The 23,614-nt window shown below is 70.5% G+C and carries 25 protein-coding genes; 11 read left to right on the top strand and 14 right to left on the bottom strand.

All coding sequences use genetic code 11. The annotated features are described in order from the left end of the window. Positions 1-10: 10 nt before the first annotated feature. Positions 11-496, top strand: coding sequence for a hypothetical protein (locus AB0I45_RS05170; protein ID WP_137318554.1), 486 nt, complete (start codon positions 11-13; stop codon positions 494-496). 33 nt (positions 497-529) lie between these two features. Here the strand turns inward: AB0I45_RS05170 and AB0I45_RS05165 are convergent, their stop codons facing one another. The 9 genes from AB0I45_RS05165 to AB0I45_RS05125 form a co-directional block, all read right to left on the bottom strand. After that, a complete protein-coding gene (locus AB0I45_RS05165; RefSeq protein WP_345029126.1) occupies positions 530-1,423 on the bottom strand; it encodes a hypothetical protein in 894 nt (297 codons plus the stop codon). 67 nt (positions 1,424-1,490) lie between these two features. Next, positions 1,491-1,688 carry a hypothetical protein gene (locus AB0I45_RS05160; protein WP_137318552.1) on the bottom strand — a complete coding sequence of 66 codons (198 nt, stop codon included), beginning with the start codon at positions 1,686-1,688 and terminating at the stop codon, positions 1,491-1,493. A gap of 126 nt (positions 1,689-1,814) precedes the next feature. Beyond that, complete coding sequence (locus tag AB0I45_RS05155; protein ID WP_345029125.1) at positions 1,815-1,988, bottom strand: hypothetical protein; 174 nt, start codon at positions 1,986-1,988, stop codon at positions 1,815-1,817. A gap of 104 nt (positions 1,989-2,092) precedes the next feature. Then, positions 2,093-2,371 carry a metal-sensitive transcriptional regulator gene (locus tag AB0I45_RS05150; protein ID WP_137318551.1) on the bottom strand — a complete coding sequence of 93 codons (279 nt, stop codon included), beginning with the start codon at positions 2,369-2,371 and terminating at the stop codon, positions 2,093-2,095. Between the two features lie 65 nt (positions 2,372-2,436). Continuing rightward, entirely contained in the window at positions 2,437-2,799 is a 363-nt protein-coding gene (gene trxA / locus AB0I45_RS05145) for a thioredoxin (RefSeq protein ID WP_345029123.1), read from the bottom strand. Further along, on the bottom strand, positions 2,796-3,728 hold the full coding sequence (locus AB0I45_RS05140) for a sulfite exporter TauE/SafE family protein (RefSeq protein ID WP_345029121.1): 933 nt from the start codon (positions 3,726-3,728) through the stop codon (positions 2,796-2,798). Before AB0I45_RS05140 ends, trxA begins: the two co-directional genes overlap by 4 nt. Before the next feature lie 66 nt (positions 3,729-3,794). After that, positions 3,795-4,409: a rhodanese-like domain-containing protein gene (locus tag AB0I45_RS05135; RefSeq protein ID WP_345029120.1), complete on the bottom strand. Its 615-nt coding sequence runs from the start codon at positions 4,407-4,409 to the stop codon at positions 3,795-3,797. Beyond that, on the bottom strand, positions 4,406-5,812 hold the full coding sequence (locus tag AB0I45_RS05130; protein ID WP_345029118.1) for an MBL fold metallo-hydrolase: 1,407 nt from the start codon (positions 5,810-5,812) through the stop codon (positions 4,406-4,408). The genes AB0I45_RS05135 and AB0I45_RS05130 overlap by 4 nt, the downstream gene beginning before the upstream one ends. A gap of 117 nt (positions 5,813-5,929) precedes the next feature. Then, a complete protein-coding gene (locus AB0I45_RS05125; RefSeq protein ID WP_345029117.1) occupies positions 5,930-7,621 on the bottom strand; it encodes a PucR family transcriptional regulator ligand-binding domain-containing protein in 1,692 nt (563 codons plus the stop codon). Positions 7,622-7,772: 151 nt separating this feature from the next. On the opposite strand from AB0I45_RS05125, the gene AB0I45_RS05120 reads away from it, so the two are divergent. Both AB0I45_RS05120 and AB0I45_RS05115 read left to right on the top strand, forming a co-directional pair. Then, entirely contained in the window at positions 7,773-9,266 is a 1,494-nt protein-coding gene (locus AB0I45_RS05120; RefSeq protein ID WP_345029115.1) for a CoA-acylating methylmalonate-semialdehyde dehydrogenase, read from the top strand. A 27-nt stretch (positions 9,267-9,293) separates the two neighbouring features. Further along, entirely contained in the window at positions 9,294-10,679 is a 1,386-nt protein-coding gene (locus tag AB0I45_RS05115; protein ID WP_247424286.1) for an aspartate aminotransferase family protein, read from the top strand. Positions 10,680-10,721: 42 nt separating this feature from the next. Here the strand turns inward: AB0I45_RS05115 and AB0I45_RS05110 are convergent, their stop codons facing one another. Then, a complete protein-coding gene (locus tag AB0I45_RS05110) occupies positions 10,722-11,939 on the bottom strand; it encodes an FAD-dependent monooxygenase (protein ID WP_345029113.1) in 1,218 nt (405 codons plus the stop codon). 181 nt (positions 11,940-12,120) lie between these two features. Beyond that, positions 12,121-12,363: a hypothetical protein gene (locus tag AB0I45_RS05105; protein ID WP_345029112.1), complete on the bottom strand. Its 243-nt coding sequence runs from the start codon at positions 12,361-12,363 to the stop codon at positions 12,121-12,123. On the opposite strand from AB0I45_RS05105, the gene AB0I45_RS05100 reads away from it, so the two are divergent. The 3 genes from AB0I45_RS05100 (at position 12,362) to AB0I45_RS05090 (ending at position 15,878) form a co-directional block, all read left to right on the top strand. Then, entirely contained in the window at positions 12,362-13,048 is a 687-nt protein-coding gene (locus AB0I45_RS05100) for a hypothetical protein (protein WP_101652931.1), read from the top strand. The genes AB0I45_RS05105 and AB0I45_RS05100 overlap by 2 nt on opposite strands. A 160-nt stretch (positions 13,049-13,208) precedes the next feature. After that, a complete protein-coding gene (locus AB0I45_RS05095; protein ID WP_345029110.1) occupies positions 13,209-14,201 on the top strand; it encodes a bile acid:sodium symporter in 993 nt (330 codons plus the stop codon). Between the two features lie 33 nt (positions 14,202-14,234). Next, on the top strand, positions 14,235-15,878 hold the full coding sequence (locus tag AB0I45_RS05090) for a gamma-glutamyltransferase (protein WP_345029108.1): 1,644 nt from the start codon (positions 14,235-14,237) through the stop codon (positions 15,876-15,878). A gap of 73 nt (positions 15,879-15,951) precedes the next feature. Here the strand turns inward: AB0I45_RS05090 and AB0I45_RS05085 are convergent, their stop codons facing one another. Continuing rightward, entirely contained in the window at positions 15,952-16,359 is a 408-nt protein-coding gene (locus AB0I45_RS05085) for a metalloregulator ArsR/SmtB family transcription factor (RefSeq protein ID WP_295687141.1), read from the bottom strand. An 80-nt stretch (positions 16,360-16,439) separates the two neighbouring features. Here AB0I45_RS05085 and arsB point away from each other — a divergent pair, with 80 nt between their 5' ends. Both arsB and AB0I45_RS05075 read left to right on the top strand, forming a co-directional pair. Continuing rightward, on the top strand, positions 16,440-17,588 hold the full coding sequence (gene arsB / locus AB0I45_RS05080; protein WP_345029107.1) for an ACR3 family arsenite efflux transporter: 1,149 nt from the start codon (positions 16,440-16,442) through the stop codon (positions 17,586-17,588). A 59-nt stretch (positions 17,589-17,647) separates the two neighbouring features. Then, positions 17,648-18,091 (top strand): low molecular weight phosphatase family protein, encoded by a 444-nt coding sequence (locus AB0I45_RS05075; RefSeq protein WP_345029105.1) that lies wholly within the window; start codon positions 17,648-17,650, stop codon positions 18,089-18,091. Between the two features lie 66 nt (positions 18,092-18,157). Here the strand turns inward: AB0I45_RS05075 and AB0I45_RS05070 are convergent, their stop codons facing one another. Continuing rightward, positions 18,158-18,589, bottom strand: a complete 432-nt coding sequence (locus tag AB0I45_RS05070; protein ID WP_137318541.1) for a DUF1772 domain-containing protein — start codon at positions 18,587-18,589, stop codon at positions 18,158-18,160. Positions 18,590-18,659: 70 nt separating this feature from the next. Between AB0I45_RS05070 and AB0I45_RS05065 the strand changes: the two genes are divergently transcribed. The 3 genes from AB0I45_RS05065 (at position 18,660) to AB0I45_RS05055 (ending at position 21,968) form a co-directional block, all read left to right on the top strand. Then, entirely contained in the window at positions 18,660-19,394 is a 735-nt protein-coding gene (locus AB0I45_RS05065) for a TetR/AcrR family transcriptional regulator (RefSeq protein ID WP_254668901.1), read from the top strand. A 140-nt stretch (positions 19,395-19,534) separates the two neighbouring features. Then, positions 19,535-20,836, top strand: a complete 1,302-nt coding sequence (dctP, locus tag AB0I45_RS05060) for a TRAP transporter substrate-binding protein DctP (protein WP_345029103.1) — start codon at positions 19,535-19,537, stop codon at positions 20,834-20,836. A 424-nt stretch (positions 20,837-21,260) separates the two neighbouring features. Continuing rightward, the gene (locus AB0I45_RS05055; protein ID WP_345029102.1) at positions 21,261-21,968 is read left to right on the top strand and encodes a M23 family metallopeptidase; all 708 of its coding nucleotides are present in this window, start codon (positions 21,261-21,263) and stop codon (positions 21,966-21,968) included. Positions 21,969-22,058: 90 nt separating this feature from the next. On the opposite strand, the gene AB0I45_RS05050 is transcribed toward AB0I45_RS05055, so the two are convergent. Further along, the gene (locus AB0I45_RS05050) at positions 22,059-23,363 is read right to left on the bottom strand and encodes a C4-dicarboxylate ABC transporter substrate-binding protein (protein ID WP_345029100.1); all 1,305 of its coding nucleotides are present in this window, start codon (positions 23,361-23,363) and stop codon (positions 22,059-22,061) included. Positions 23,364-23,614 lie beyond the last annotated feature (251 nt).

Genomic DNA, 23,614 nt, shown 5'->3' with positions numbered 1-23,614 from the left:
GTGAGGAATGATGACCGAATCCACTGAGCACCGCACCCCGGACTTCGACCCCCGGGACCACGGCCTCGACCCCCGGACCACCCTGGCGCGCGTGCCCGGCGCCGAGGAGTGCCGCCGCACCTCCCCGGGGCACGAGATCCACTTCATCCAGGCCCGGCTCCTCGGCCAGCACCCCGAGCGCTGGCAGGACGCCGTCATCACCGAGGCGGCCGAGGACGGCCGACTGAGCGGCCGGCTGCTCGAGGGCGATGAGCGGTGGTGGGGCGTCCACCACGCGTCCCTGGCCGATGAGCTGAGCCCCGGTGCGCCGGTGCAGGTGAATATCGGCACCTCGGCGATCTTCGTCGCACCCGGACAGGTGCGCTCCGTCCGCTTCTCGACCGACGGCCCGCCGGAGCCGCTCAACAGATGCCGCGGGCTGCGCCCGGTGATCCACCGTGCGCCGGACGGGACCGAGACCATCAGCGGGTACACCGCCGACGGACCGGGGGACTGAGCCGGTGGGTTGAGCCGGTCGCTGCGCCATCGATCAGCCGGCAGCCGCCGCAGCACCGATCGCGGCGAGCAGCGCCACCTCGGTCCCGGCGAGCCCGCGGGACAGGTAGACCCGCCGACCGGTGAGCGGGGCCTGCACGAGTCCGGCGGCCACCCGCCCGAGCGGCACGATCGCCTCGGCCCCGCCGAGTGGCAGCAGCGGGTCGGCCTCGCTGAGGTGCTGGGCCGGGGAATCGGCGGTGACGAACGCTCCGGCGAGCAGTTCGGGCGGGATCTCGCTGCGACCGCCGGCCGCGACCCCGAGCGTGTGGACGAGGACATCGGGGGCGAGCCCGGCGGCGTCGATCACCGGGCTCGCGGAGTCCGTGGCGAGGACGACGATGGTCGCCGCGCCCACCGCCTCCGCCGCCGAGGCGTACGCCCGGGCGGGCAGGCCGAGCACCGTGCGGGCGTGCTCGGCCAGACGCTCGCGGCGGGCCACGCGGGGCGAGTGGATGCGCACCTCGGCGATGTCGAGGACGCCGCCGAATGCCCACAGCTGGTTGCGGGCCTGCACGCCGGAGCCGATGACCGCCACGGTGTGCGGCCCCGGCCCGGCGAGCAGCGAGGCGGCCGCACCTCCGAGTGCGCCCGTGCGGCGCGGGCCCAGGAGGTTCCCCACCGCGATCGCCTCGACCGCGCCGGATTCCGCGCTGTGGGCTACGACGACCTGCTCTGCGGCCGGCCCGCCGGCGGCGGCATAGGACCGGTAGCCGTGATGGGTGGGCGTGGCGCCGGCGGTGAAGACCAGCGGTCCTGCGGTGACGCGGGCGGGTGCCGTGAGGGCGCCTCGGCCGTGGTCGGCGAGCGCGGCGAGCATGGTCTCGACGGCGAGCCGGGGCGTGAGATGGGCGCGGATGTGCGCGTCGGTGACGAAGCGGGGCGGCATGGAGCGAGGGTATCGCGGCGGCGCGGCCTGATCCTCGATAGGAGGACGGCGGCCCTCCGCCGTGTCCTCAGGTGCTGGACCCCTGCGAGGCGAGCCACTGCTCGTGGAGCTCGCGGCGGCGCTCGTACTCGCGGCGGTTGCGCACCCGCGGATCGTTGCGTCCGTTGCCCGTCGAGGGGCCGAAGACGTGGAGCAGGATGTACTCGATCCGGGCGAAGAATCGGTAGGACCGGGAGAAGCTGTCCTGTCCTCTGGGTTTGTCCACGGTGGCTCCAATCCTGGGGTGCCGAAGGCGGGCGGCTGAACCCTCGACCCTACCGGGCGACCGGACTGCGGGGGACGGCGGGTGCAGCGGTCCCGTCGGGCGGCCGCTCGGTGGGTGCCGTCCGTCTCAGCGGCCGAGGAGCCGGGCGAGGAATCCCGGCTTCCCGGCTTCCTTCTCGCCCTTCGGGTGCCCGCTGCACCGATCGGCGCGCGGGACGCCCTTCATCACCTGGTCGACGTGCTGGCCGCAGCCGGCCCAGGTGGTCTTTCCGCACTTCTTGCAGGTCACTGCTCGGCACATGATCGTGGTCCTTTCGTCGGTGGTGCACAGGTGATCGGGGGTCCGCTGCCCGCCGGGCGCGGTCGATGGCGGCCGATCCGGATGGACGGCCGCGCCGGTGGGTGTCAGGACAGTGAGAGGAACAGCTTCTCGAGCTCGTCGGTGGTGAGGCCGTCCTCGTCCTCGGCGGCACCCTCCGGGTCGATGAGGCAGTGCTGCATGGCCGAGGACACGACCATGAAGCCGGCCCGGTCGACGGCCGTGGACACCGCAGCGAGCTGGGTGACGACCTCGCGGCAGGAGCCCTGGGTCTCGACGGCGCGGATCACGGCGTCGAGCTGTCCGCGCGCCCGCTTGAGGCGGTTGAGGATCTTGCGCTGGGTGTCGGGATCGGCTGTTCGCATGTCGGTCTCGCTTTCTGGTTGCCCGCAGGGTGCCCCGGTCGGGGCCCCTGCGCTGGAGACGGGTGTCAGGCCTGCTGTGCGGCGACGGCCCGGTGGATCTCCTCCATGTCGAGATCCTTGACCTTCTGGATGAGCTCTTCGAGCGCCGCAGCCGGCAGCGCACCGGGCTGGGAGAAGACGAGCACGCCTTCGCGGAACGCCATGAGGGTGGGGATCGAGGTGATCCGGGCGGCGGAGGCGAGCGTCTGCTCGGCCTCGGTGTCGACCTTGGCGAAGACGATGTCGGAATGCTCGGCGGAGGCCGCCTCGAACACCGGGGCGAACATCCGGCACGGCCCGCACCAGCTCGCCCAGAAGTCGACGAGCACGATGTCCTGGTCGGCTATCGTCCGGGCGAAGGTGTCGCCGGTGAGATCGATGGTGGTCATGTCTGCGGTCCTTTCGGGATCGATGGTTCTCGAGTGGGAGATGCGGATCGGTGCACCCGGCGTTCCCGCACCGGCAGCGGGCACCGGTCGCCGAGCAGCAGGCAGACTCCGGCGAGCACCGCGGCGAGAGCGGCGGCCACGAGGACTGCGAGGTCGTAGGGACCCGGCAGCTCCTGCCACAGGACGATGACGCCCATGACGAGCACGAAGACTCCGAAGCCCTTCCGCAGAGCGGCCTCCGGCACCGTCGAGGACAGTTTCGCCCCGATCACGCTGCCGACGATCGCCGCGGCGGTGACGCCGAGGACGAGTCCCCAGTCGAGCGACACCGAGGTGAGGTACCCCGCGAGCCCGGCGAAGGACTTGAGCGCGATGACGAGGAGCGAGGTGCCCACGGCCACGGTCATCGGCAGTCCGGCGAGCAGGGCGAGCGCGGGCACGACGAGGAACCCTCCCCCGGCCCCGACGAGCCCGGTGACGAAGCCGACGACCAGGCCGTCGAGAACGATGCGCACGACGGGCAGTTCGCGCGCCCGCTCTCCCGCGTCTCCGGTCACGTTCTGCTTCTTCCGCCCGCGGAGCATGGCACCAGCGGTGGCGAGCATCATGAGCGCGAAGGCGATCATGAGGACGGTCCCGGGGATGAGTCCGCCCAGCAGGCCGCCGCCGAACGCCCCTGCCATGCCGGCCGCGCCGAAGATCAGACCCATCCGCCAGCGGACGTTGCCGCGGCGGGCGTGGGCGATGACACTGACCGCCGAGGTGACGCCGACGACGAACAGCGATGCTGCGATCGCCTCCTTGGCGTCGAGTCCCGCGACGTAGGTGAGCAGCGGGACCGTGAGGATCGATCCCCCGCCGCCGAGCAGACCGAGTGAGACCCCGATCACCACGGCGGCGATGAGGACACCGATCAGGGTGAGGTCCACTGCGCCTCCTCCTTCGTGTCGTGTGGGCGGTGGCGTCCACCCGGGGCCCACCCGGGTGGACGCGGGTCAGATGGCGTGCGGTGCTGCTGGGATCGCGCGGATGGAGTTCTCGAGCGTCGGGTCGGCCGCGGTGCGGTTCCACGGCATCTTCGACAGCGCCGAGGCCATCGCGCACGAATCGCTCGCCGCGGAGTAGGCGAGTCCGGCCCCGATCGCGCCGGCGAGCAGACTGAGCTTCGGGGAGATGAGCTTGCTGCCGAGCACGCCGAGCAGCACGAGTGACCCGGCGGTCATCCGCACCTGGCGGTCCATCGCCCGGCGTCGCGTGCCGTGGACGACGTCTCCGCCGGCGGCCTCGAACTCGGCGATGCCGCCGGTGAGCACGGTCGCCTCGGCGAGTCCGACGCCGTGGAGCCGCCCGCAGGCCTGCTGCGCCCGGTTGCCCGACTGGCAGATGAGGACCACGTGGCCCCGGAGCCTCTCGGCGAGCTCGCGGGTGTGCTCCGACAGGAGCGGCAGCGGCACGTTGTACGAACCGCGGATGTGGACGGTGTCGAACTCGCCGGGGGTGCGGACGTCGATGATGGTGAGCTGCTCGTCCGCGGCGATTCGTGAGCGGAGCTCGGCGGCGTCGATCGCGGTGATCCGCGTGGGTGCGGGGGCGGTCTGTGCGGCGGTCATCGGGCGGCCTCCGCGGATTCGGCCTGCCATGCCGACCATCCGGCGTAGCTGCCCTCGAGCTCGACGATGTCGTAGCCCTCGCGCCGCAGCGCACTGGCGGCCACGGAATTGCGGACTCCGGACTGGCAGTAGGTGACGATCGGACCGTCCTGCGGCAGCTGATCGAGGTTCCACAGCACGCGTCCGGCGCTGAGCTGGGAGGATCCCGGGATGTGGCCGTCGGCGTGCTCCGTCTTGTTGCGGACGTCGAGCACGAGGGCGGCGTCGAAGGAGTCGAGCTCGGACGGCGCGATCATCGCGGGCACGGTGGACGGCAGTCCGTCGATGTCGGGGGTGAACCCGATGACGGTGTCGATGCCCACGCGCAGCAGGTGGTCGCGGAAGTCCGCGGCGGTCTGCTGGTCCGGGGCGAGCAGGATGAGCCCGCGCGATTCGCGCTCGGGGTCGTAGGCCCAGCCGCCGTAGGTCGCGGCCTTGTCCGGGCCCGGGATGTTGAGCGACCCGGCGACCGTTCCGGCGTGCACCTCGGTGTTGGGGCGGGTGTCGACGAAGATCGCCTCGTCCGCCAGCAGCGCCTTCTCGACCTCGTCCGTCGACATCCGGCGCAGCTCCGGCAGCTCGCCGTGGATGCGCGGGCCGTCGCGGTTCTCCCGCTTCATGCGCCCGAAGTACGCATGGGCGTCGGGCTGCCCGTCGAGGAGCTCGTCGACGAAGCCCTGCTCGTCGTCGTTCCGCAGGTACGGGGCCCACCAGGCGAAGTTCCGCTCGTAGCCGACGGTGGTCGACGGGAGGGCGCCGAGCGCCTTGCCGCACGCGCTGCCGGCACCGTGGGCCGGGAACACCTGGACGTGGTCCGGGAGCTCGAGGAACACCGTCTTGAGACTGGAGAAGAGCTGCTTCGCCCCGCCGAACCGGGTGTCGACGCCGCCGGCCGCCTCGTCGAGGAGGTCGGGGCGGCCCAGGTCCCCGGCGAACACGAAGTCGCCGGAGAGCAGGTACCCGGGCTCGTCCGCGAAGGCGCCATCGGTGACGAGGAACACGAGGTGCTCCGGCGTGTGGCCCGGGGTGTGGCGCGCCTGGATGGTGATGTTGCCGATCGTGATGGTGTCACCGTCGTGCAGGCGGGTGGCCTCGAATCCGTACTGCCAGTCCGCGTCGCCGTCGCCGGAGACGTAGAGCTGAGCACCGGTGGCAGCCGCGAGCTCGCGGGAGCCGGAGAGGTAGTCGGCGTGGATGTGGGTCTCGGTGACAGCGGTGATGGTCATGCCGTGGCGGGCGGCGAGCTCGAGATATTCGGTGATGTCGCGGCGGGCGTCGACCACGACGGCCTCGCCCTTCGCCTGGCAGCCGATGAAGTAGCTGGCCTGTGCGAGGTCCTCGTCGTAGATGCGTTCGAGAAGCATGGCGTCTCCTGGGTCTGTCGGGTTGATGGATCCAGTCTGACATATACCCCTAGGGGTATTCAAGGCGAGGGGTGGAGACTGCGCGAGGCCCCGCCCGGCCGCCGTTCTCGCGCTGGTTCAGCGCCGCCCGTCCAGGCGACCGCCGACCTCGAGCCACAGCAGTGCGACGTGCACCGCGAGCCGTGAGTCGGCGTCCTCGAGGGATACGCCGAGCACCGATTCGATCCGGGCGATCCGGGCATAGAGGGCGGGCCTGCTGAGGTTCGCACGGCGGGCCGCCTCCGCCTTGTTCCCGCCGCACTCGAGGAGCACGCGGAGGAATCCGAGCGCCGCGGGGCCTTCGGAGGAGAGCAGCCCGCCGAGCTCCGATTCGACGAAGGCGCGCATCCGCGGCTCCTCCCGCAGGGCTGACAGCACCCCGCGCAGCCGCACATCGCCGAAGCGATAGAACGGGCGGCGGTGCACCTCCATCGTGGCGACGACCTCGACGGTCCGGCCGGCCTCCTCGAGACCTGCGGCCGCGCCGCTGAGCGAGTCCGCCGCGGGTCCGACCCCGACGATCCACGATGTCGGTTTCGCGCCGGCGGCATCCGGGCGCCCGCCGTCGAGGAGCGCGTCGGCCCGGTCGAGGAGGTCCCCCAGCCGCCGGTCGACGTCGTCGGCGGAGCCGAGACCGAGGAGGACGGCGAAGGACCCCGAGCGCAGACCGCCGGCGAGCGCCGGCAACCGCTGCGCACGGGCGGCAGCCGTCATCGCGTCCAGGGCCGCCCGCTCGCGCAGCTGCAGCCCGGTCGGATCCTCCCCGGGCACCGGCTCGAGCTGCAGGACGAACGGCAGGTACACCGGAGCGCTGCGCATGCCCAGTGCCTCGGCCCGGGCGAGAGCCTGCCCGGGGTCCGTGAGCGTACCGTCCATGAGCTCCTGGAGGAAGCCCGTCCGCGCCTGCTGCAGCAGATCGCGCCGGTCCTGCGCAGCCATCCGCGCAAGGGTGACCGCCTGCCCCGCGCGCTCGAGGACATGTGCGGCCGCCTCCGCCCCGCTCCCGGCGTCCGGGACCACGAGGCGACCCCAGCGCCGCCCGCTCACCCCCACAGGGGTGTGCAGCCGGACCGCCCGGGAGCCGGCAGGGCCGGCCTCGCGTGTGCGGCCGCCCTCACCGGTCGCGCGGGCCGGCCATTCGGCGAGCAGGGCGTCGACGCTCCCACCCGCGGCATTGAACGCGAGCACCCGGTGAGCGGCGTCCTCGAGCACGACGGCGGCGCCCAGGAGTTCGGCGGCGGTGTCGACGATGCGCTGCTCGTCCGCACCCTCGAGGCTCAAGCCGGTGAACACCTCGTGGACCCGGCGCGCGCTCTCGAGCCGGGCGACCTGCTCGCCGATGAGGAGCCGGTGCGCGGCCTGTGTCACGCGCACGAATCGCGCACGCCGGTGGAGCACGACCACCGGCAGCACCCGGCCGTCCACGGCGGATCCGATGCGGCGGCGGGCCTCGGCGTCGAACGCTCCGTCGGGGCCCACGAGCTCGACGACGACCGCCGCGACCCCAGCCGCCTCGATGTCGTCGAAGAAGCTGCGCGCCTGGTCATGGGAGTGCCGGAAGACCGATCCGGTCGTGAGCACGAGCTCTCCGCCCTCGAGCAGCGCACCGGTGTTCTCGGTGTCGACGATGTGCACCCACCGGACCGGGGTTCCGAGGAGATCCTGCCCGCAGAGCACCTCGGGCGCACCGGCCGCGAGGTCGGGGAGCTCGAGCACGCGCGCCACGGTCACCGGGGACTCCGAGCGGGAGTCGGGAGCGATGTGAGTCATGGGCCAACCGTACAGACTGTCAGCTGGCATCCTTGAGACCTGACACTGTGCACGTTGACGTCGCGGAGGACCGGGTCCAGCCTGTGTGTGAGAGCCGTCACTGCGCGGCGGCCCACCACATCCTCCCCGACCCGCCGAAAGGGCACTCACGATGACGACGATCACCCACTGGATCGACGGCGCACCGGCGCCGATCGCCGACGACGCGCGCCGCGGCGAGCTCCACAACCCCGCGACGGGGGAGCGCACCGGTGAGGTCCTGCTCGCCTCGCGCGCGGAGACCGAGGCGGCCATCGCCTCGGCGGCCGCCGCCTTCCCCGGATGGCGGGACACCTCGCTGTCGAAGCGGGTCTCCGTGCTCTTCTCCTTCCGCGAGCTGCTCAACTCCCGCAAGGAGGAGCTGGCCGCGATCATCACCGCCGAGCAGGGCAAGGTGCTCGCCGATGCGCTCGGTGAGATCAGCCGCGGCCAGGAGGTCGTCGAGTTCGCGTGCGGCATGCCGCACCTCCTCAAGGGCGGCCACACCGAGAACGCGTCCTCCGGGGTCGACGTCCATTCGCTGCGCCAGCCGGTCGGGGTGTCCGCGATCATCTCGCCGTTCAACTTCCCGGCGATGGTGCCGATGTGGTTCTTCCCCATCGCGATCGCGGCCGGCAACACCGTCGTGCTCAAGCCCTCGGAGAAGGATCCCTCGGCCGCCAACTGGATCGCCGCCCTGTGGCAGGAGGCGGGCCTGCCGGACGGCGTCTTCACCGTCGTCCACGGCGACAAGGAGGCCGTCGACACGCTCCTCACCGACGAGCGGGTCGCCTCGGTGTCGTTCGTCGGCTCCACGCCGATCGCCCGGTACGTCTACGAGACCGCGACCGCAGCCGGAAAGCGGGTGCAGGCGCTCGGCGGGGCGAAGAACCACATGCTCGTCCTCCCCGATGCCGACCTCGACCTCGCAGCCGACGCGGCGGTCAACGCCGGCTACGGGGCGGCCGGTGAACGGTGCATGGCGATCTCCGCGGTCGTCGCGGTCGACTCGATCGCTGACGCGCTCGTGGAGAAGATCGCGGAGCGCACCCGCACGCTGCGCACCGGCGACGGGACCCGTGATACCGACATGGGTCCGCTCATCACCGCCGCCCACCGGGACAAGGTCACCGGGTACATCGACGCCGGGGTGGAAGCCGGCGCGACCCTCGTCGTCGACGGCCGCTCGCCGGAGGTCGACGCCGACGGTGAAGGCTTCTTCGTCGCACCGACCCTGTTCGACGCAGTCACCCCGGAGATGTCGATCTACACCGACGAGATCTTCGGGCCGGTGCTCTCCGTCGTGCGGGTCGCCGGATACGACGAGGGGCTCGAACTCATCAATGCGAACCCCTACGGGAACGGCACGGCGATCTTCACGAACGACGGCGGTGCCGCCCGGCGGTTCGAGAACGAGGTCCAGGTCGGGATGATCGGCGTCAACGTCCCGATCCCGGTGCCGATGGCGTACTACTCGTTCGGCGGCTGGAAGAACTCGCTGTTCGGCGACACCCACGCCCACGGCACCGAGGGCGTCCACTTCTTCACCCGCGGCAAGGTCGTCACCAAGCGCTGGCTCGATCCCAGCCACGGCGGCATCAACCTCGGATTCCCGACCAACGCCTGAGCGGCACCCGAACCTGAAGGACACACCATGACCACCACCGTCGAATCCACCACTCGATCCGAGGCCGCGATCACCGAGGCCGAGATCGATGCCGGCCGGCGCGCCCATGAACTCGACCGGACGCACGTCTTCCACTCCTGGCAGGCCCAGGGACCGTTCTCCCCGATGACGGTGCTCCGGGCCGAGGGTTCCCGGGTGTGGGACGGCGAGGGGCGCGAGCTCCTCGACTTCTCCTCCCAGCTCGTGAACACGAACATCGGGCATCAGCACCCGGCCGTCGTGGCCGCGATCCAGGAGCAGGCGGGGAAGCTCTGCACCATCGCCCCGCAGCACGTCAACGATGCCCGCTCCGAGGCTGCGCGCCTCATCACCGAGCTCACACCGGACGGGCTCGACCACGTGTTCTTCACCAACGGCGGGGCGGATGCGAACGAGCACGCGATCCGCATGGCGCGGCTGCACACGGGCCGTCACAAGGTGCTCTCGGCGTACCGCAGCTATCACGGCGGGACGCAGCTCGCGGTCAACGTCACCGGTGATCCGCGCCGGTTCCCCAACGACTACTCGGCCGAAGGCGTCGTCCATTTCATGCCCGCCTACCCGTATCGGAGCTACTTCGGATCGGAGACCGAGGAGCAGGAGACCGAGCGGGCGCTGCGCCACCTCGAGGACATGATCCTCCTCGAGGGACCGGACCGGATCGCCGCCCTGGTCCTCGAGACCGTGCCCGGCACGGCCGGGATCTATGCGCCGCCGCCGGGGTACCTCGCAGGCGTCCGGGAGCTCACCCGGAAGCACGGGATCGTCTACATCGCCGATGAGGTCATGGCCGGGTTCGGGCGGACCGGCGCCTGGTTCGCCGTCGACCACTGGGACGTCGCCCCGGACCTCATCACCTTCGCCAAGGGGGTCAACTCCGGGTACGTGCCGCTGGGCGGGGTGGCGATCTCCCGGCCGATCTACGAGACCTTCGTCGATCGCACCTATCCGGGCGGCCTGACCTACTCGGGTCACCCGCTCGCCTGCGCGGCGGCGGTCGCGACGATCACCGCGATGCGCGAGGAGGGGATGGTCGAGAACGCCGCACGGCTGGGGACCGATGTCATCGGCCCGCGCCTGCGGGAGATCGCCGAGCGCCACCAGTCCGTGGGTGATGTGCGCGGTCTCGGGTGCTTCTGGGCGGTCGAGCTCGTCAAGGATCGGACGACCCGGGAGCCGCTGGCGCCCTACGGCGGCAGCTCGAAGGCGATGGCGGAGCTCATGAAGGCACTGCTGGCCGGCGGTGTGCTGGCGTTCGCGAACTTCAACCGCATCCACGTCGTGCCGCCGCTCAACACCCCGGACGAGGACGTGATCCGCGGTCTCGAGGTGCTCGACGAGGCGCTCGCAGTGGCAGACGCGCACGTGGCCTGAGGGGCGTGGGCCGAGGGGCGCCGAGCGGCCCTCGGCCCGCCCTCACCCCGCCGGCGGCTCCCAACCCTGCACCTGTCGGATCTGCCGGACGAGCGCGCGCTCCGGGGTGAGGCGGAGCACCTGGTCTCGGACCCGGCTCACCGCAGCACCCCTCACGTGCCCCATCTGTCCCACCAGGCGCGACATCCGGGCGATGCGCTGGGAGCGCGGTCGGCGCAGGGCGTCGTAGCGGGCGAGCGCGGAGCCCACTTGCACCGGATCTGGGGCGTCATCCCGCGCGAGCCCGCCGAGCGCCACGGTGAGGACGGCGGCGTCCTCCATCGCCTGGCCCCCGCCCTGTCCCAGGTTCGGTGTCATAGCGTGCGCGGCGTCGCCGAGCAGCACCGTCCGGCCGCGGACGTAGGACGGGAGCGGACCGGCGAGCTCGTTGATCGGCAACCGGTGGACGCGGTCCGCGGGCGTCGCCTCGAGCAGCGCGGGGATGGGTGCGTGCCAGTGCCCGAACGTCGCGCGGACTGCCGCCATCTCGTCCTCGATCCGCACGTCCTGTGCCATCGTCGCCACCGCGAACCAGTACACGCGCCCGTCGGACAGGGGTGCCAGGCCGAAGCGCTGCCTGATGCCCCAGGTCTCCCCGGCCTCGCCGTGCAGGTCCACCGGCCGGTCGGTGATGCCCCGCCACGCGGAGTAGCCGGCGTACCGGATGCCGGGGTCGCCCGGCCAGGAGCGCCGGACCGTGCTCCGCAGCCCGTCGGCGGCGACGACGAGGTCGAAGGATTCGTCCGATGTCCCGGACGGCCCGGCCTCGGCGTCCTGTCCGGAAGCCGGGGCGCCGTCTGCCTCGGGCTCCCTGCCCGGGTCCACAACCACGGACCCGTCGGGATCCGCCCGGACAATGCGGCATCCCGAGCGCACCGTGCCGGGGGCGAGGTGGCCGAGGAGGAGATCGTGGAGCACCGCCCGGTCGATGACCCGGAGCTCCGCGACGGCCTCGGTGGGGATACGCGCGAGCCAGGCGCCGTCGGGCCGGCGCTGCCCTCCGCGCAGCTCCCGCACCTCGGCCGAGGTGGCCTGCCGGAAGGCGTCACCCACGCCGATGACGTCGAGGGCGCGGAGTCCGTTGGCGAACACGGACAGACCGGACCCGCCGGCGCGGAGCACCGGAGCCTGCTCGAACACCGTCACCTGTGCTCCCGCGCGCTGCAGCCCGATCGCCGCGCACAGCCCGCCGATCCCTGCTCCCACGATCCCGATCCGCATGTGCGCCTCCTGCCCCCTCGGTGCCGGCCGTCGACTGCGACCGGTGATGCTCCTGCCAGTCTGACCCGACTCGCACCTCGGCGGTAGGGGACGAGCCGGTCGCGGTGGGTCCCCGGATCATGGGCCGCGGCCTCCCCGCCCGGGACCCGGCCACGCGCATTCCCAGCAAGTACAGAGGTATTCAAATCGAGTCGCACACTGATTGAAGGCTGTGGGCGGCGACGCGCAGGCGCGAGCGCCTCGGCCCCGATCGTTGAAGCGTCAACGCACCGATTTCCGAAATGCCGTCCACCTGGCGTTCACCGGCGGCATGGCAGGCCCGCTTGTCGGACGAATCCGCCGGTGACAAGGTTGTGGACGTGGTTGCGATCACAGCTCGCGGCCCGCTGCGAAACGGAATCCATACGAAAGGTTCGAGACTCATGCGCACAGTACAGACTGCACACTCCTCCACCCGCCCCCTCCTCCAGCGGATCGGCGTCCTCGGAGCCGCCGGCGCCGTCGCGGTCACCGGATTCGGGTTCGGGGCCGACGCGATCGGTCTCGGCACCGCACCCGTCGCCGCCGCAGAGGCCTCCGGCACGCAGAGCCCGTCCTACGTGGCGATCGACCAGTTCCAGGGCCAGCCCACTCAGGACGCCGACTGCGGCCCCACCTCCGCGGTCATCGCGATGCTCGCCGAGGGCTACCAGCCGCAGGGCTACGATCAGGGGCCGCGCGCTGCGATCGAGACCGCCCGCGGACAGACCGGACTCGCCTCGGGACCGACCGTGGAAGCCCACATGGTCAGCATCCTCGACGCGCAGGGCGTCCCGGCGAATGCCGACACCGACTTCACCGGTGCCCTCGACGAGGTGCGCGACGGCAAGTCCGCGATCATCACCGGCTACATGGACGCGCTCCCCTACGTCTACGACTACCGGGCCGCCCAGGGCGTCAACCCGCACATCGTCCACGCCGTGGTCATCACCGACTACGACTCCGCCGACGGCACATTCCGCATCCTCGACCCGAACACCGGAGTCGATGCACGGGCCACCGCCGGCCAGCTCGAGACCTTCCAGGGCAGCCTGTCCCCGGCCGAGCAGCACCAGACCGTCGTCGGCTGAGCACCGCGGCCGTTCCCAGCACCTCTCGGAGCACACGACCGGCACCGCCGCAGTCATCGCCGACTGCGGCGGTGTCGTGCTGGGTGCTCCCGCCCGCGGGGCCCGCCGGTGCTCGCCCGGCGTCTGCGGTGCACCGCGCGTCGTCTGGGACGATGGTCCCGTGGAGAGAATCGTGGAGTGGTGGGATTGCCACCAGGTCACCCTCTATCTCGTGGCGATCGCCGTCGGGGCCGGGATCGGCCTCGGTCTGCCGGCGCAGGCGCCCGCACTCGCCCACGCGATCGAGCCCGCGCTCTTCCTGCTCCTCTTCGCCACCTTCGTGGGCATCCCGCTCATCACCGTCGGCCGGGCGCTGCGCGATGTCCGCTTCCTCCTCACGGTCCTCGTGGCGAACTTCCTCGTCGTCCCGATCATCGTCTTCGCGCTCTCCCGCGTCGTCACCGACGACCCCGGACTCGCGGCGGGCGTCCTCCTCGTCCTCCTCACCCCGTGCATCGACTACGTCATCGTGTTCACCGGTCTCGCGGGAGGCGCGCGCGACCGGCTCCTCGCCGCGGCCCCGCTGCTCATGCTCGTGCAGATGCTCCTCCTGCCGGCCTATCTCCTCGCATTCACCGGCGGCACCGCGGCGTCCGCGGTCGACCTCGCGCCGTTCGGCCGGGCATTCCTCGTCCTCATCGTCCTGCCCCTCGGGGCGGCAGCCGCCGTGCAGGCCCTGGCGCGGCGGCACCGGTCGGCTCGGGTGGCGACCGACGCCTCGGGGGCGCTCATGGTGCCGTTGATGATGGTGACCCTCGTCGTCGTCATCGGCTCGCAGATCGCGGCGGTCGGCGGGCAGATCACCGCGGTGCTCCGTGTCGTTCCCCTCTATACGGTCTTCCTCGTCCTCGCAGTGGGGGTTGGGCTGCTCGCCGCGCGCAGCGCCCGCCTCGACGTGCCCGGTGCGCGCGCCGTGGTCTTCTCGACCGCCACCCGGAACTCGCTCGTCGTCCTGCCGCTCGCCCTCGCCATGCCCGCGGAACTCGCCCTCGCTCCGCTCGCGGTCGTCGCGCAGACGCTCGTCGAGCTCCTCGGCATGGTGCTCCTGGTCCGACTGGTGCCGGTGCTCGTGCCGCACCGCCCGGGTGGGATCAGGGCGACCGGACCCCACTGAGCAGGTCGGCTCTCCTCCGCTAGCGTGGATCCCATGCTGACCCCCACACCGCGCGCCCGCCGCTTCCGCTCGATGATCACCACCCCGCAGCCCGAGGCTACCGACGCCGGGGTCGAGGTGCTCGCCGCGGGCGGCAACGCCGTGGACGCCGCGATCGCCGCGGCCATGGTCCAGGGCGTCGTCGACCCGCTCATGTGCGGGATCGGCGGGATGGCCGACATGCAGATCGTCACCCCGGACGGCACCCGCCACATCATCGACGGCCTCGGCACGAGTCCGGCCGGGGTGCGCCCGGACATGTGGGAGGCCGACCTGCTGGGTCCCACCACGGACGGCTTCGGCTACCGGGTGGCGGGCTTCGTCAACGAGACCGGCGCCCAATCGGTGATGACGCCGGGCACCCTGCGCGCCTTCGGCCGCCTCCACGCACGGTTCGGCTCGCTGCCGTGGGCCGATCTCTTCGCCGCGGCGATCCGGCTGGCCCGCGAGGGATGGCTCGTCCGCCCCCACACGTACACCGTGCTCACCCAGAACGAGCGCCGCTACGGGCGGATGAACATGGGCGAGAAGCTCGCGATCACGCCTGATGGCCGCCGCATCTATCTGGGCGAGGGCGGCAGCTTCCCGAGCGTCGGCGACACGATCATCAACCCGGAGCTCGCCGACACCCTCATCCACCTCCGCGATCACGGCGCGGAGGCGCTGTACACCGGTGAGCTCGCCACGGCGGTCGCCGATTCGGTGGCCGCCGACGGCGGATTCCTCACCGCCGCGGACCTCGCCGACTACGAGCTCCTCGAGCCCGCACCGCTCTCCGCGAGCTACCGGGGCCTCACCGTCTCCGCCGCCCCGGCACCGGCCGGCGGGGTCCAGCTGCTCCAGACGCTGGGCATCATGGACCGGTTCGACCTCTCCGCACTCGAGCACAACAGCCCCGAGCACATCCGGATCCTCGCCGAGGCGATGAAGACCTCGCTGCGGGACAAGGAGCGGCTGTGGAACGAGGCCGATGCCTCACCGGAGGACTTCGCGGCCCTCCTCACCGCCGACTCCCTCGACGCGGCGGCCCGGGCCGTGCGCTCCGGGGAGAAGGCCGACGTCGACGCCGCCCGGCCGCAGGTCTCATCCCACGAATCCCGGCACACCACGCACCTCTGCGCGGCCGACGAGTCGGGGCTGACGATCTCCCTCACCCACACGCTCGGCAACCCGTCCGGCTACATCCCGGCGGGCACCGGTTTCGTGCTCAACGGCGGCATGAGCACCTTCGATCCGCGGCCGGGCCACGTGAACTCGATCCAGCCGGGCAAGCGCCGCAACACGACGATGGCCCCGGTCGTCGTCATGTCCGGCGATGAGCCGGTGGTGGCGATCGGCGCACCGGGCGCTTCGTGGATCACCCCGGCGGTGGCCCAGGGGATCTCGAACATCCTCGACTTCGGGATGAGCGCGCAGGAGGCGGTCATGGCACCGCGCGTGGTCGCCACCTCGAACGCGATCGACATCTCCAACCGGATCCCGCGGCGCGTGCAGACCGCGGTGGAGGACATGGGCTACGAGGTGCGGCGCTCGGCGCTGTCCTACGCCTTCGCCGGCGTACATGCACTCACCCGGTTCGAAGGGACGCTGGCCGGCGGCGCCGACCCGCAGCGCGACGGGTACGCCTCGGGCGTGTGAGCCCCAGTGCACCCCCGCCCGTGGCGGCGCTCGCCCGACGTGGAGATGCGCCGGCGGGTGCCCGGGAGCAGGGTCAGCGCAGGGCGAGGAAGCCGCTGAGGTCGTCGAAGGCCTCGCGGATCACGGTGTAGTGGGCCCAGCGGCCGCGCTGCTCGCGGGTGAGGAGGCCGGCGTCGACGAGCTTCTTGAGGTGGTGGCTCACGGTGGGCTGGCTGATGCCGAGCTCATCGGTGAGGTCGCAGGCACACACCGCCTCGCACCCCTGGGCGGCGACGTGGGAGAGCAGCCGCAGCCGCGTCGGGTCGGAGAGGGCCTTGAGCTTGAGCGCCATATGCTCGGCATGCTCGACATCGAGCGGCGCGGCGGTGAGCGAGCAGCAGGGCGCCTCGGCTGCGGCACCGGCATTCGACGGAACGGTCTGCCGGGGCGAGGACGGGCGCGGCGAGCCGGGGATCACCTCGGGAGCGGTCGCTGCAGTCATCGCCCCATTATACATTGACACCCGTCGATCAATGGGCGTAGCCTTTCATCGACGGATATCGATATGAGGAGTGCACGCCGATGACCACGACCGATGCCCGGCCGGAGGCGGTACCGGTGATGAGGGAGATGTCCTTCCTCGACCGCTGGCTGCCGGCCTGGATCCTGCTGGCGATGGTCGCCGGCCTCCTGCTCGGCCGGTTCGTCCCCGGGCTCGGCGCGGCGCTCGATGCAGTCGCGATCGGCCAGGTGTCCGTCCCGATCGCCATCGGCCTGCTCGTCATGATGTACCCGGTGCTCGCGAAGGTCCGCTATGACGAGACCCACCGGGTCACCGGGGACAAGCGCCTGCTGCTCCTGTCCCTCGCGCTCAACTGGGTCGTGGGCCCGGCGCTGATGTTCGTCCTCGCGTGGATCTTCCTCGCCGACCTGCCGGAGTACCGCACGGGGCTCATCATCGTCGGCCTCGCCCGGTGCATCGCGATGGTCCTCATCTGGAACGATCTGGCCTGCGGCGACCGGGAGGCCGCGGCCGTGCTGGTCGCGATCAACTCGGTGTTCCAGGTCGTCGCGTTCGGCGCGCTCGGCTGGTTCTACCTCCAGGCGCTGCCGTCGTGGCTGGGGCTGCCGACGACCTCGGCGGACTTCTCCTTCTGGGCGATCGTCGTCTCCGTCCTCGTGTTCCTCGGCATCCCGCTGCTCGCCGGCTTCCTCACCCGCGTGCTCGGGGAGAGGGCCAAGGGGCGCGAGTGGTACGAGGAGCGCTTCCTGCCCAAGCTCGGGCCGTGGGCGCTCTACGGCCTGCTGTTCACCATCGTGCTGCTGTTCGCACTCCAGGGCGAGGCGATCACCTCCCAGCCGTGGGACGTCGCGCGCATCGCGCTGCCGCTGCTCGCCTACTTCGTGGTGATGTTCGCCGTCGGGCTGCTGTCGGCGAAGGCGGTCGGGCTCGACTACGCGCGGTCGACGACGACGGCCTTCACCGCCTCGGGCAACAACTTCGAGCTCGCGATCGCCGTGGCGATCGGCACCTTCGGCGTGACCTCGGGCCAAGCGCTCGCCGGAGTGGTCGGCCCGCTCATCGAGGTGCCCGTGCTCGTCGCCCTCGTCTACGTGTCGCTGTGGGCCGGGAAGCGCCTGTTCCCCGGGGACCCGACCGTGCCCGGCGCCGGTCCCGAGGTGCGTGCCGGCTCCGCAGTCGCCCCGCCGGGCACCGCGCGTCACCGCTGAGACCACGAATTCCGCCCATGAACCCAGGAACCCGTCGAACCGTGAACCCAGGAGACCCCATGACCGCCACCCCTCCCGCCGCCTCGGCCTCCCGCCCGAGCGTGCTCTTCGTCTGCGTGAAGAACGGCGGGAAGTCGCAGATGGCCGCCGCCCTCCTCCGCCGCCGCGCCGGTGACGCGATCGAGGTGCACTCCGCCGGCACCCGGCCGGGCTGGGCGATCAACGGGCTCTCCGCGGAGGCCGTCGCCGAGGTCGGAGCGGATATGAGCGAGGGCTCACCGAAGCCGATCGACCCGGAGCTGCTGCGCCGGGTGGACCGGGTGATCGTGCTCGGCGCCGAGGCGCACGTCGAACCCGTCGAAGGCATGCGCGCGGAGATCGAGACCTGGCACACCGACGAGCCCTCCGAACGCGGCATCGAGGGGATCGAGCGCATGCGCCTGGTCCGCGATGACATCGACGCCCGAGTGGAGGAGCTGGTCGGGGCGTTGACCGAGCGGTGAACACGAGCACCGACTTCTCCCGGCGTCCGGGGTCGGGTCAGCAACGCCCCGCCGGCCCGCCCGCGATCACCCTGCGGCAACGGCGAGAACGACGAGGACGAATCCGAGCAGCTGCAACGAGCCCCGAATCCCTTGGAAGACGTCCCACCGGCGCCGCATCCGGATGAATGATTCGGGCGCCTCGGTCAATCTGCGAGTGCGTTCATTGATCGGGACGTTGCCGACGATGGTGACCACCAGGGCCACCGTGAGGACGAACGCAGCCGCAATGAACCAGCTGGAAGAATCACGCGCGGCGGCGACTCCGGCGAGGATCGGCGCGGCGGTCATGCCGACGGGCATGGTCCTGCCAAACGTTTCGAGCAGCCCCTTCTCCATGATGAACTGCGCGTCCTCGGGAAGTTTCCGGATGATTGGATGGACGAAGGCGACGGACCCGAACTCCGCGCAGCCGACGAAACCCGAGACCAGTACCACTGCGAACGTCAGCACGTCCATGAGTCGGCTCCTTCTCCTTACGCACACATGTTGTGAACAGTGTTCACAACGGCTAGCGTACACTTGCAATGTGAACACCGTCAACCGCGCCCATGCACGCACCACTTACCGTCATGGCGATCTCCGTACCGCACTGATCAGGATCGGCGTCGACCTCGCTGCGACCGGTGGTCCCCCCGCCGTCGTCCTGCGCGAGGCCGCACGCCGGGCCGGAGTCTCCGCCTCGGCCGCCTACCGTCACTTCGCGAACCACCAGGATCTGCTGGCAGCCGTGCGCCACGAGGTGCTCGAACGACTCGCCGACCACATGCGCAACGGCCTCGCGTCGCTCCCGCCGCGGACTCCGGCAACCGCGCGGCTCGCTGCCGCAGGCCGCGCGTACTTCGAGTTCGCCGTCACCCAGTCGAGCTCTTTCGCCTGCCTCATCGATGCCGTGCCGCTGGGCAGCGCCACACTGGGCAAGGACACCGCGGACCCCCTTGCGGTCCTCCAGGAGCTCCTCGACGCACGCCGGCAGGAACTCCTCGCAGCGGATCGAACAGACGCACTCGAACCTGCCGTCCAGCAGTCGGAGGGCTCAGCCGACCACCACGCGGGCACACAGCCCCCGGAATCGGACTGTGCTCCTGCGCCTGCATCGGCGGCGGGAACGCCTCAGGTCGACCCAGAGGTCGTCGCGCTGTGGGCGCCGATCCACGGAATCGCGGTGCTGTGCAGCGTCGGAGCGCTGGCCTGCCTTCCGGCCGACGACCGCACCGCATGTTTCGACGCCACCCTGGCAGCAGCCCTGCGAGGCATCACCTGAAGGCGGCGATCCCTGCGCTGGCGCACCCCACATCCCCCGACTCTTCAAAACTGCCTGAGCATTTGTTAGGGTGTTTTTGAGGTCGGTTCGACGATGAGCGACCCATCCGACTGCGCGAGTCCCGATTCACAGGTGAGATCATGAAGCGCCCCCTCTCCACAGATTCGCCCTTTTCCCCGTCCACAATTCGGCACCGCCGCAGCCACGTCATCGCCTTCGCAGCGGCCCTCTGTCTCACCCTGTCCGCCTGTGCTGGCAGCGCCGGCGGAGGTACCGGCGGCGGTGAGCGCGGCGAAGGCTACGCGTTCGGCACCTCCCCTGAGGTCGTCTCCGCCGCGATCGAGGACCTCGAACCGGTGACGATCACCTACCAGATCCCGGCGACCTCACAGAACTCCCCACAATCTCCGATCCGCACGTCCTTCAAGGAAGCCGTCGAAGAGATGTCCGACGGGCAAATCACGGTGGAGCTCGCCTGGAATCAGTCGATCGCCACCTACGACGAAATCCATAACGCATTGGCCGATGGCCGCGTCGACATGGCGTTCACTCTGCCCACGTACGACCCGGCACGGTTTCCCGCGTTCAATGCACTCAACCCAATCCTGGCTGGTGACGAATCCACCCCGGTAGTCGGCGAGCTCGTCACCAACCTCGCGGCAGCCGAACTGTCGTGGAACACCCCGGAGATCCTCGCCGAGTACGAGGAGAACGACGTGACACCGTTCCTCCCCGTCATGGCGTCCGGTGAGTACTACTCCGTCTGCACCGAGCCCAGCCCAGAACTCGACGACTGGCAGGGTCTCCAGGTGCGCGTCGGCTCTCCGGCGGCCTCCGACATGGTGAGCCACGTCGGCGGATCGCCGGTGTCGATCGCCGGAGTGGAGGCGTACGAAGCCCTGCAGCGCGGCACGATCGACTGCTCGCTCGCGGTGCTCTCCGACGTGGTCCAGGGCGGATTCTTCGAGGTCGCCCCGAACCTCGGCTACACGACCACGACGAGCTTCCCGCGCGTGTCCGGTGCCATCCTCACCGGTTCGGGAGTCGAGGAGCTGCCACTCGCATACCAGCAGATCCTCTTCGACAACTTCGCCGACTACTTCCACGGTGCAACGGTCTCCAGTTCGAAGAGTGAAGCCGTCGCCTCTACCCGCGAGCAGGGCGTGCAGATCGATGAAGCTTCGGAGGAGCTCCAGGCCGAGGTGAAAGCCTTCGCGGACGGAAAGCGGCAGGAGGTCGAGGAATCCGGCATCATCGGCGACGACATCCTCGACCGGATGGCGACCGTGCGCGAGGAATGGACGACCGAGGTCGAGGAGCTCGGGTACTCCGACGGTGGATCGCTCGCCGACATGGACGAGTGGTACGACATGGACACCGATTACCGGCCGCTCGGTGAGGCCTTCATGGAGAAGACGATGAAGGACCACCGCCCCAGCTGATCGACAAGCAGCGCAGGTCCGGATAGGAAACATCTCCTTGAAGGTCGGAGTGCTGTGCCGGCCCCGACGCTAGGAACCCCCATCACGGACCGGCAAGGCATCTGATTGCCCCCTGAGGGGGTGCTGAACTGCCTGCCAGGCGGGCCCGGTCGAGGTGAACCGCAGGTGAAACACGCGCTAGCCGCCCCGTGGCAGGGCCCTTAGCATCACCTTGGAGAACCCGTCCGAGACCCGAACGGAATCCGCGGTCCGCGCCCGGGGTCTGCCCCATGCTCATGCCGCACGCGCCGTCCGAACCGGCACGCACCTCGGCGCCGGGGCGATGAGGCGGTACTCAGACTCCGCTGTTCGGGTGAGTCGTGTCAGTTCAGCCGGACTGATGCGCACGTCCAGATCCCCGATTCCTCGCAAAAAATGATTCACAGTGACACGCACCATCCACACGGCTGCCGCAACTGAACACCCCCACCGCCCGACTCGCCGCGGCCACCGTCGCGTGGCGCCGGCCGTCGGACTCGCCGTCGGCCTGGGCCTCGCCTTCGGCGGGCCCGGACTGGTAGCCAACGCCGCCGAGGCGAGCGCCGGAGCGGACACCGCGCAGGAGAGCGTCGAGGCCGCCGCCGACCGCGTCTACAGCTCACCGGTTCCCTCCGGGACCGAGGTGACGGCCGATTTCGACAATCCGGGCTACCCCGGACACCTCGGCACCGACTACGGGACCCCCACCGGCACCCCGATCACCTCGGTGACGGACGGGAAGGTCCTCCGGGTCGAGGACGGCAAGACCGTCGGCGACACCTCGCCGAGCTCCGCGCTCAAGCACCACACGGGCAACGGCCTCGTCGTGGCCCACGGCGACATCAACGGCGACGAGATGTACACCTACTACGGACACCTCAGCAGCGTCGACGTGAAGCCCGGCGACACCGTCGAGGCCGGCACCAAGCTCGGTGAAGCCGGCAACACCGGCAACAGCGAAGGCCCCCACCTGCACTTCGGCGTGTTCCTCAACTCCGCGGAGCCCAGCGGTGCGATGTGGAAGTCGTCGACCGGAGTCGGGTTCATCGACCCGCACGACTGGCTCGACCGCAAGGGAGTCGATGCGGGAGCCGACTCCCCCGTGAAGCCGTGACCGGCTGACGCCCGCACGAGAACGGCCCGAGGCGAATTCGCCTCGGGCCGTTCGTCGTTCCGCTCACCGCTGGGAGGTGATAACCCGGTGTCACTCCGTCGGCCGGTGATCGAGGGCACCGGTGTTCTCGTAGACGTCCTTGGCGAAGGCCGACCAGTCGTCGTCGGCGCTGTACCAGTCGTCCATCTCCTCCATCGAACCCTCGTCCTCGTAGCCGAGGTCGGCCACCCGCTGGGTCCACTTGTCGGTGAGGTCGGACACCTGCTCCTTGATGTCCTCGGGCAGGTGGCCTTCCTCGACCGAGGCGTCCTGCAGCTCGATGAGGAACTTCCCGAGCTCGTCCTGGAACTCGTCATCGAACTCGTCGATCGTGCCGTCGACGCTCGCCAGGTCGGCGACGTGGACCGCGTTGGAGTCGACGTAGCTCTGCGTCGAACCGCTGACCATCGTGCCGCCGGCATCGAAGATGATCTGCTTGTAGGCCAGCGGCAGGTCGTTGAACTTCTGACCGGCGAGGTAGGTCGCGGAGAACCGTGGCCAGTTCGCACGAGTCGAGTAGGCCAGGTGGGGGGCCGCCTCGTAGATGCCGCTGATCTCCTTCGCGCTCATCGGGGAGAGATCGCAGTCGACGGTGCCGCGCTGCAGCGCCTCGAACGCCTCGGTGAACTCGAGGCTCGTCGGCACCGCGCCGAAGTGGTCGAGCGCCTGGCTCTGCGGGGCACTGCCGGCGCGCACCTGCTTGCCCTTGAGCACCTCGGCGGTGTTGATCTCCGAGTTGCAGTTGAGCGAGTAGGCGCCGTTGGCGAGGATCGGGGAGAGCACGGTGACGCCCTCCGCCTCGTAGCGATCGAGCAGCGCCTGGTCGTTCCAGCCGATCTCGGAGCCGACCGCGTTCGCCACCATCTCCCCGACGAGCGGGGAGTAGGGCACACTGCCCAGCGCAGTGCCGATCGCGCTCGCCTCGGGGAAGCGCTGGGGCTCGTAGGACACGAGGTGGTAGGAGATGTCGACGCGGCCGTCGACCACGGCATCGACGGCCTCGGGATAGCCGGCGACGGCCATGCCCCAGATGATCTCGACCTCGATCTGTCCGTTCGAGGCCTCCTCGACCGCCTTCTTGTAGTCCATCGAGCGGCGCCCGGCGACGGAATTCTCCGACGGCGCTCCGGTCTGGAAAGAGAGCTTCACCGGCTCGAGGTCGGCGATGGCCTCGTTGATCTCATCCTGCGAGGCGCCGTACTCATAGCCCTCGCCGCCGGTCTGTCCGCCTCCACCGGCGCCGGCGCTGCCGGCACATCCGGTGACAGCAAGCATCGCGGTGGCCAGCACACTGCCGGCCAGGAGCTTGGTGGTGCGTGATGCGAGCGCTCGGCTCGCTCCCGTGCTGATCCTCAAGACGTCATCGTCCTTTCACGAGGCGGTCCTCGATCCCCGCAGGGACTCCGGATCCACATTGCTCGACACCCTGGCGCTGAGGAAGCAGGGCCTCTTCGCCCAGCTCATCCCGTGTGCGCCTCGGATGCGTATCCACGTCGATACAGTCCCGAACCTAGACCGGGATCGTTCAAGAGTCCATATCTAACGTTCGATCTGTAAGCAGTTCGTGACCGAGCGAAGGAGCGCGCGGGGGTGTGCCGTCGGGCACG

It is taken from the genome of Brevibacterium sp. NPDC049920, assembly GCF_040656435.1.
GTDB lineage: Bacteria > Actinomycetota > Actinomycetes > Actinomycetales > Brevibacteriaceae > Brevibacterium > Brevibacterium pityocampae.
This window is presented reverse-complemented; position numbering and strand designations above follow the sequence as displayed.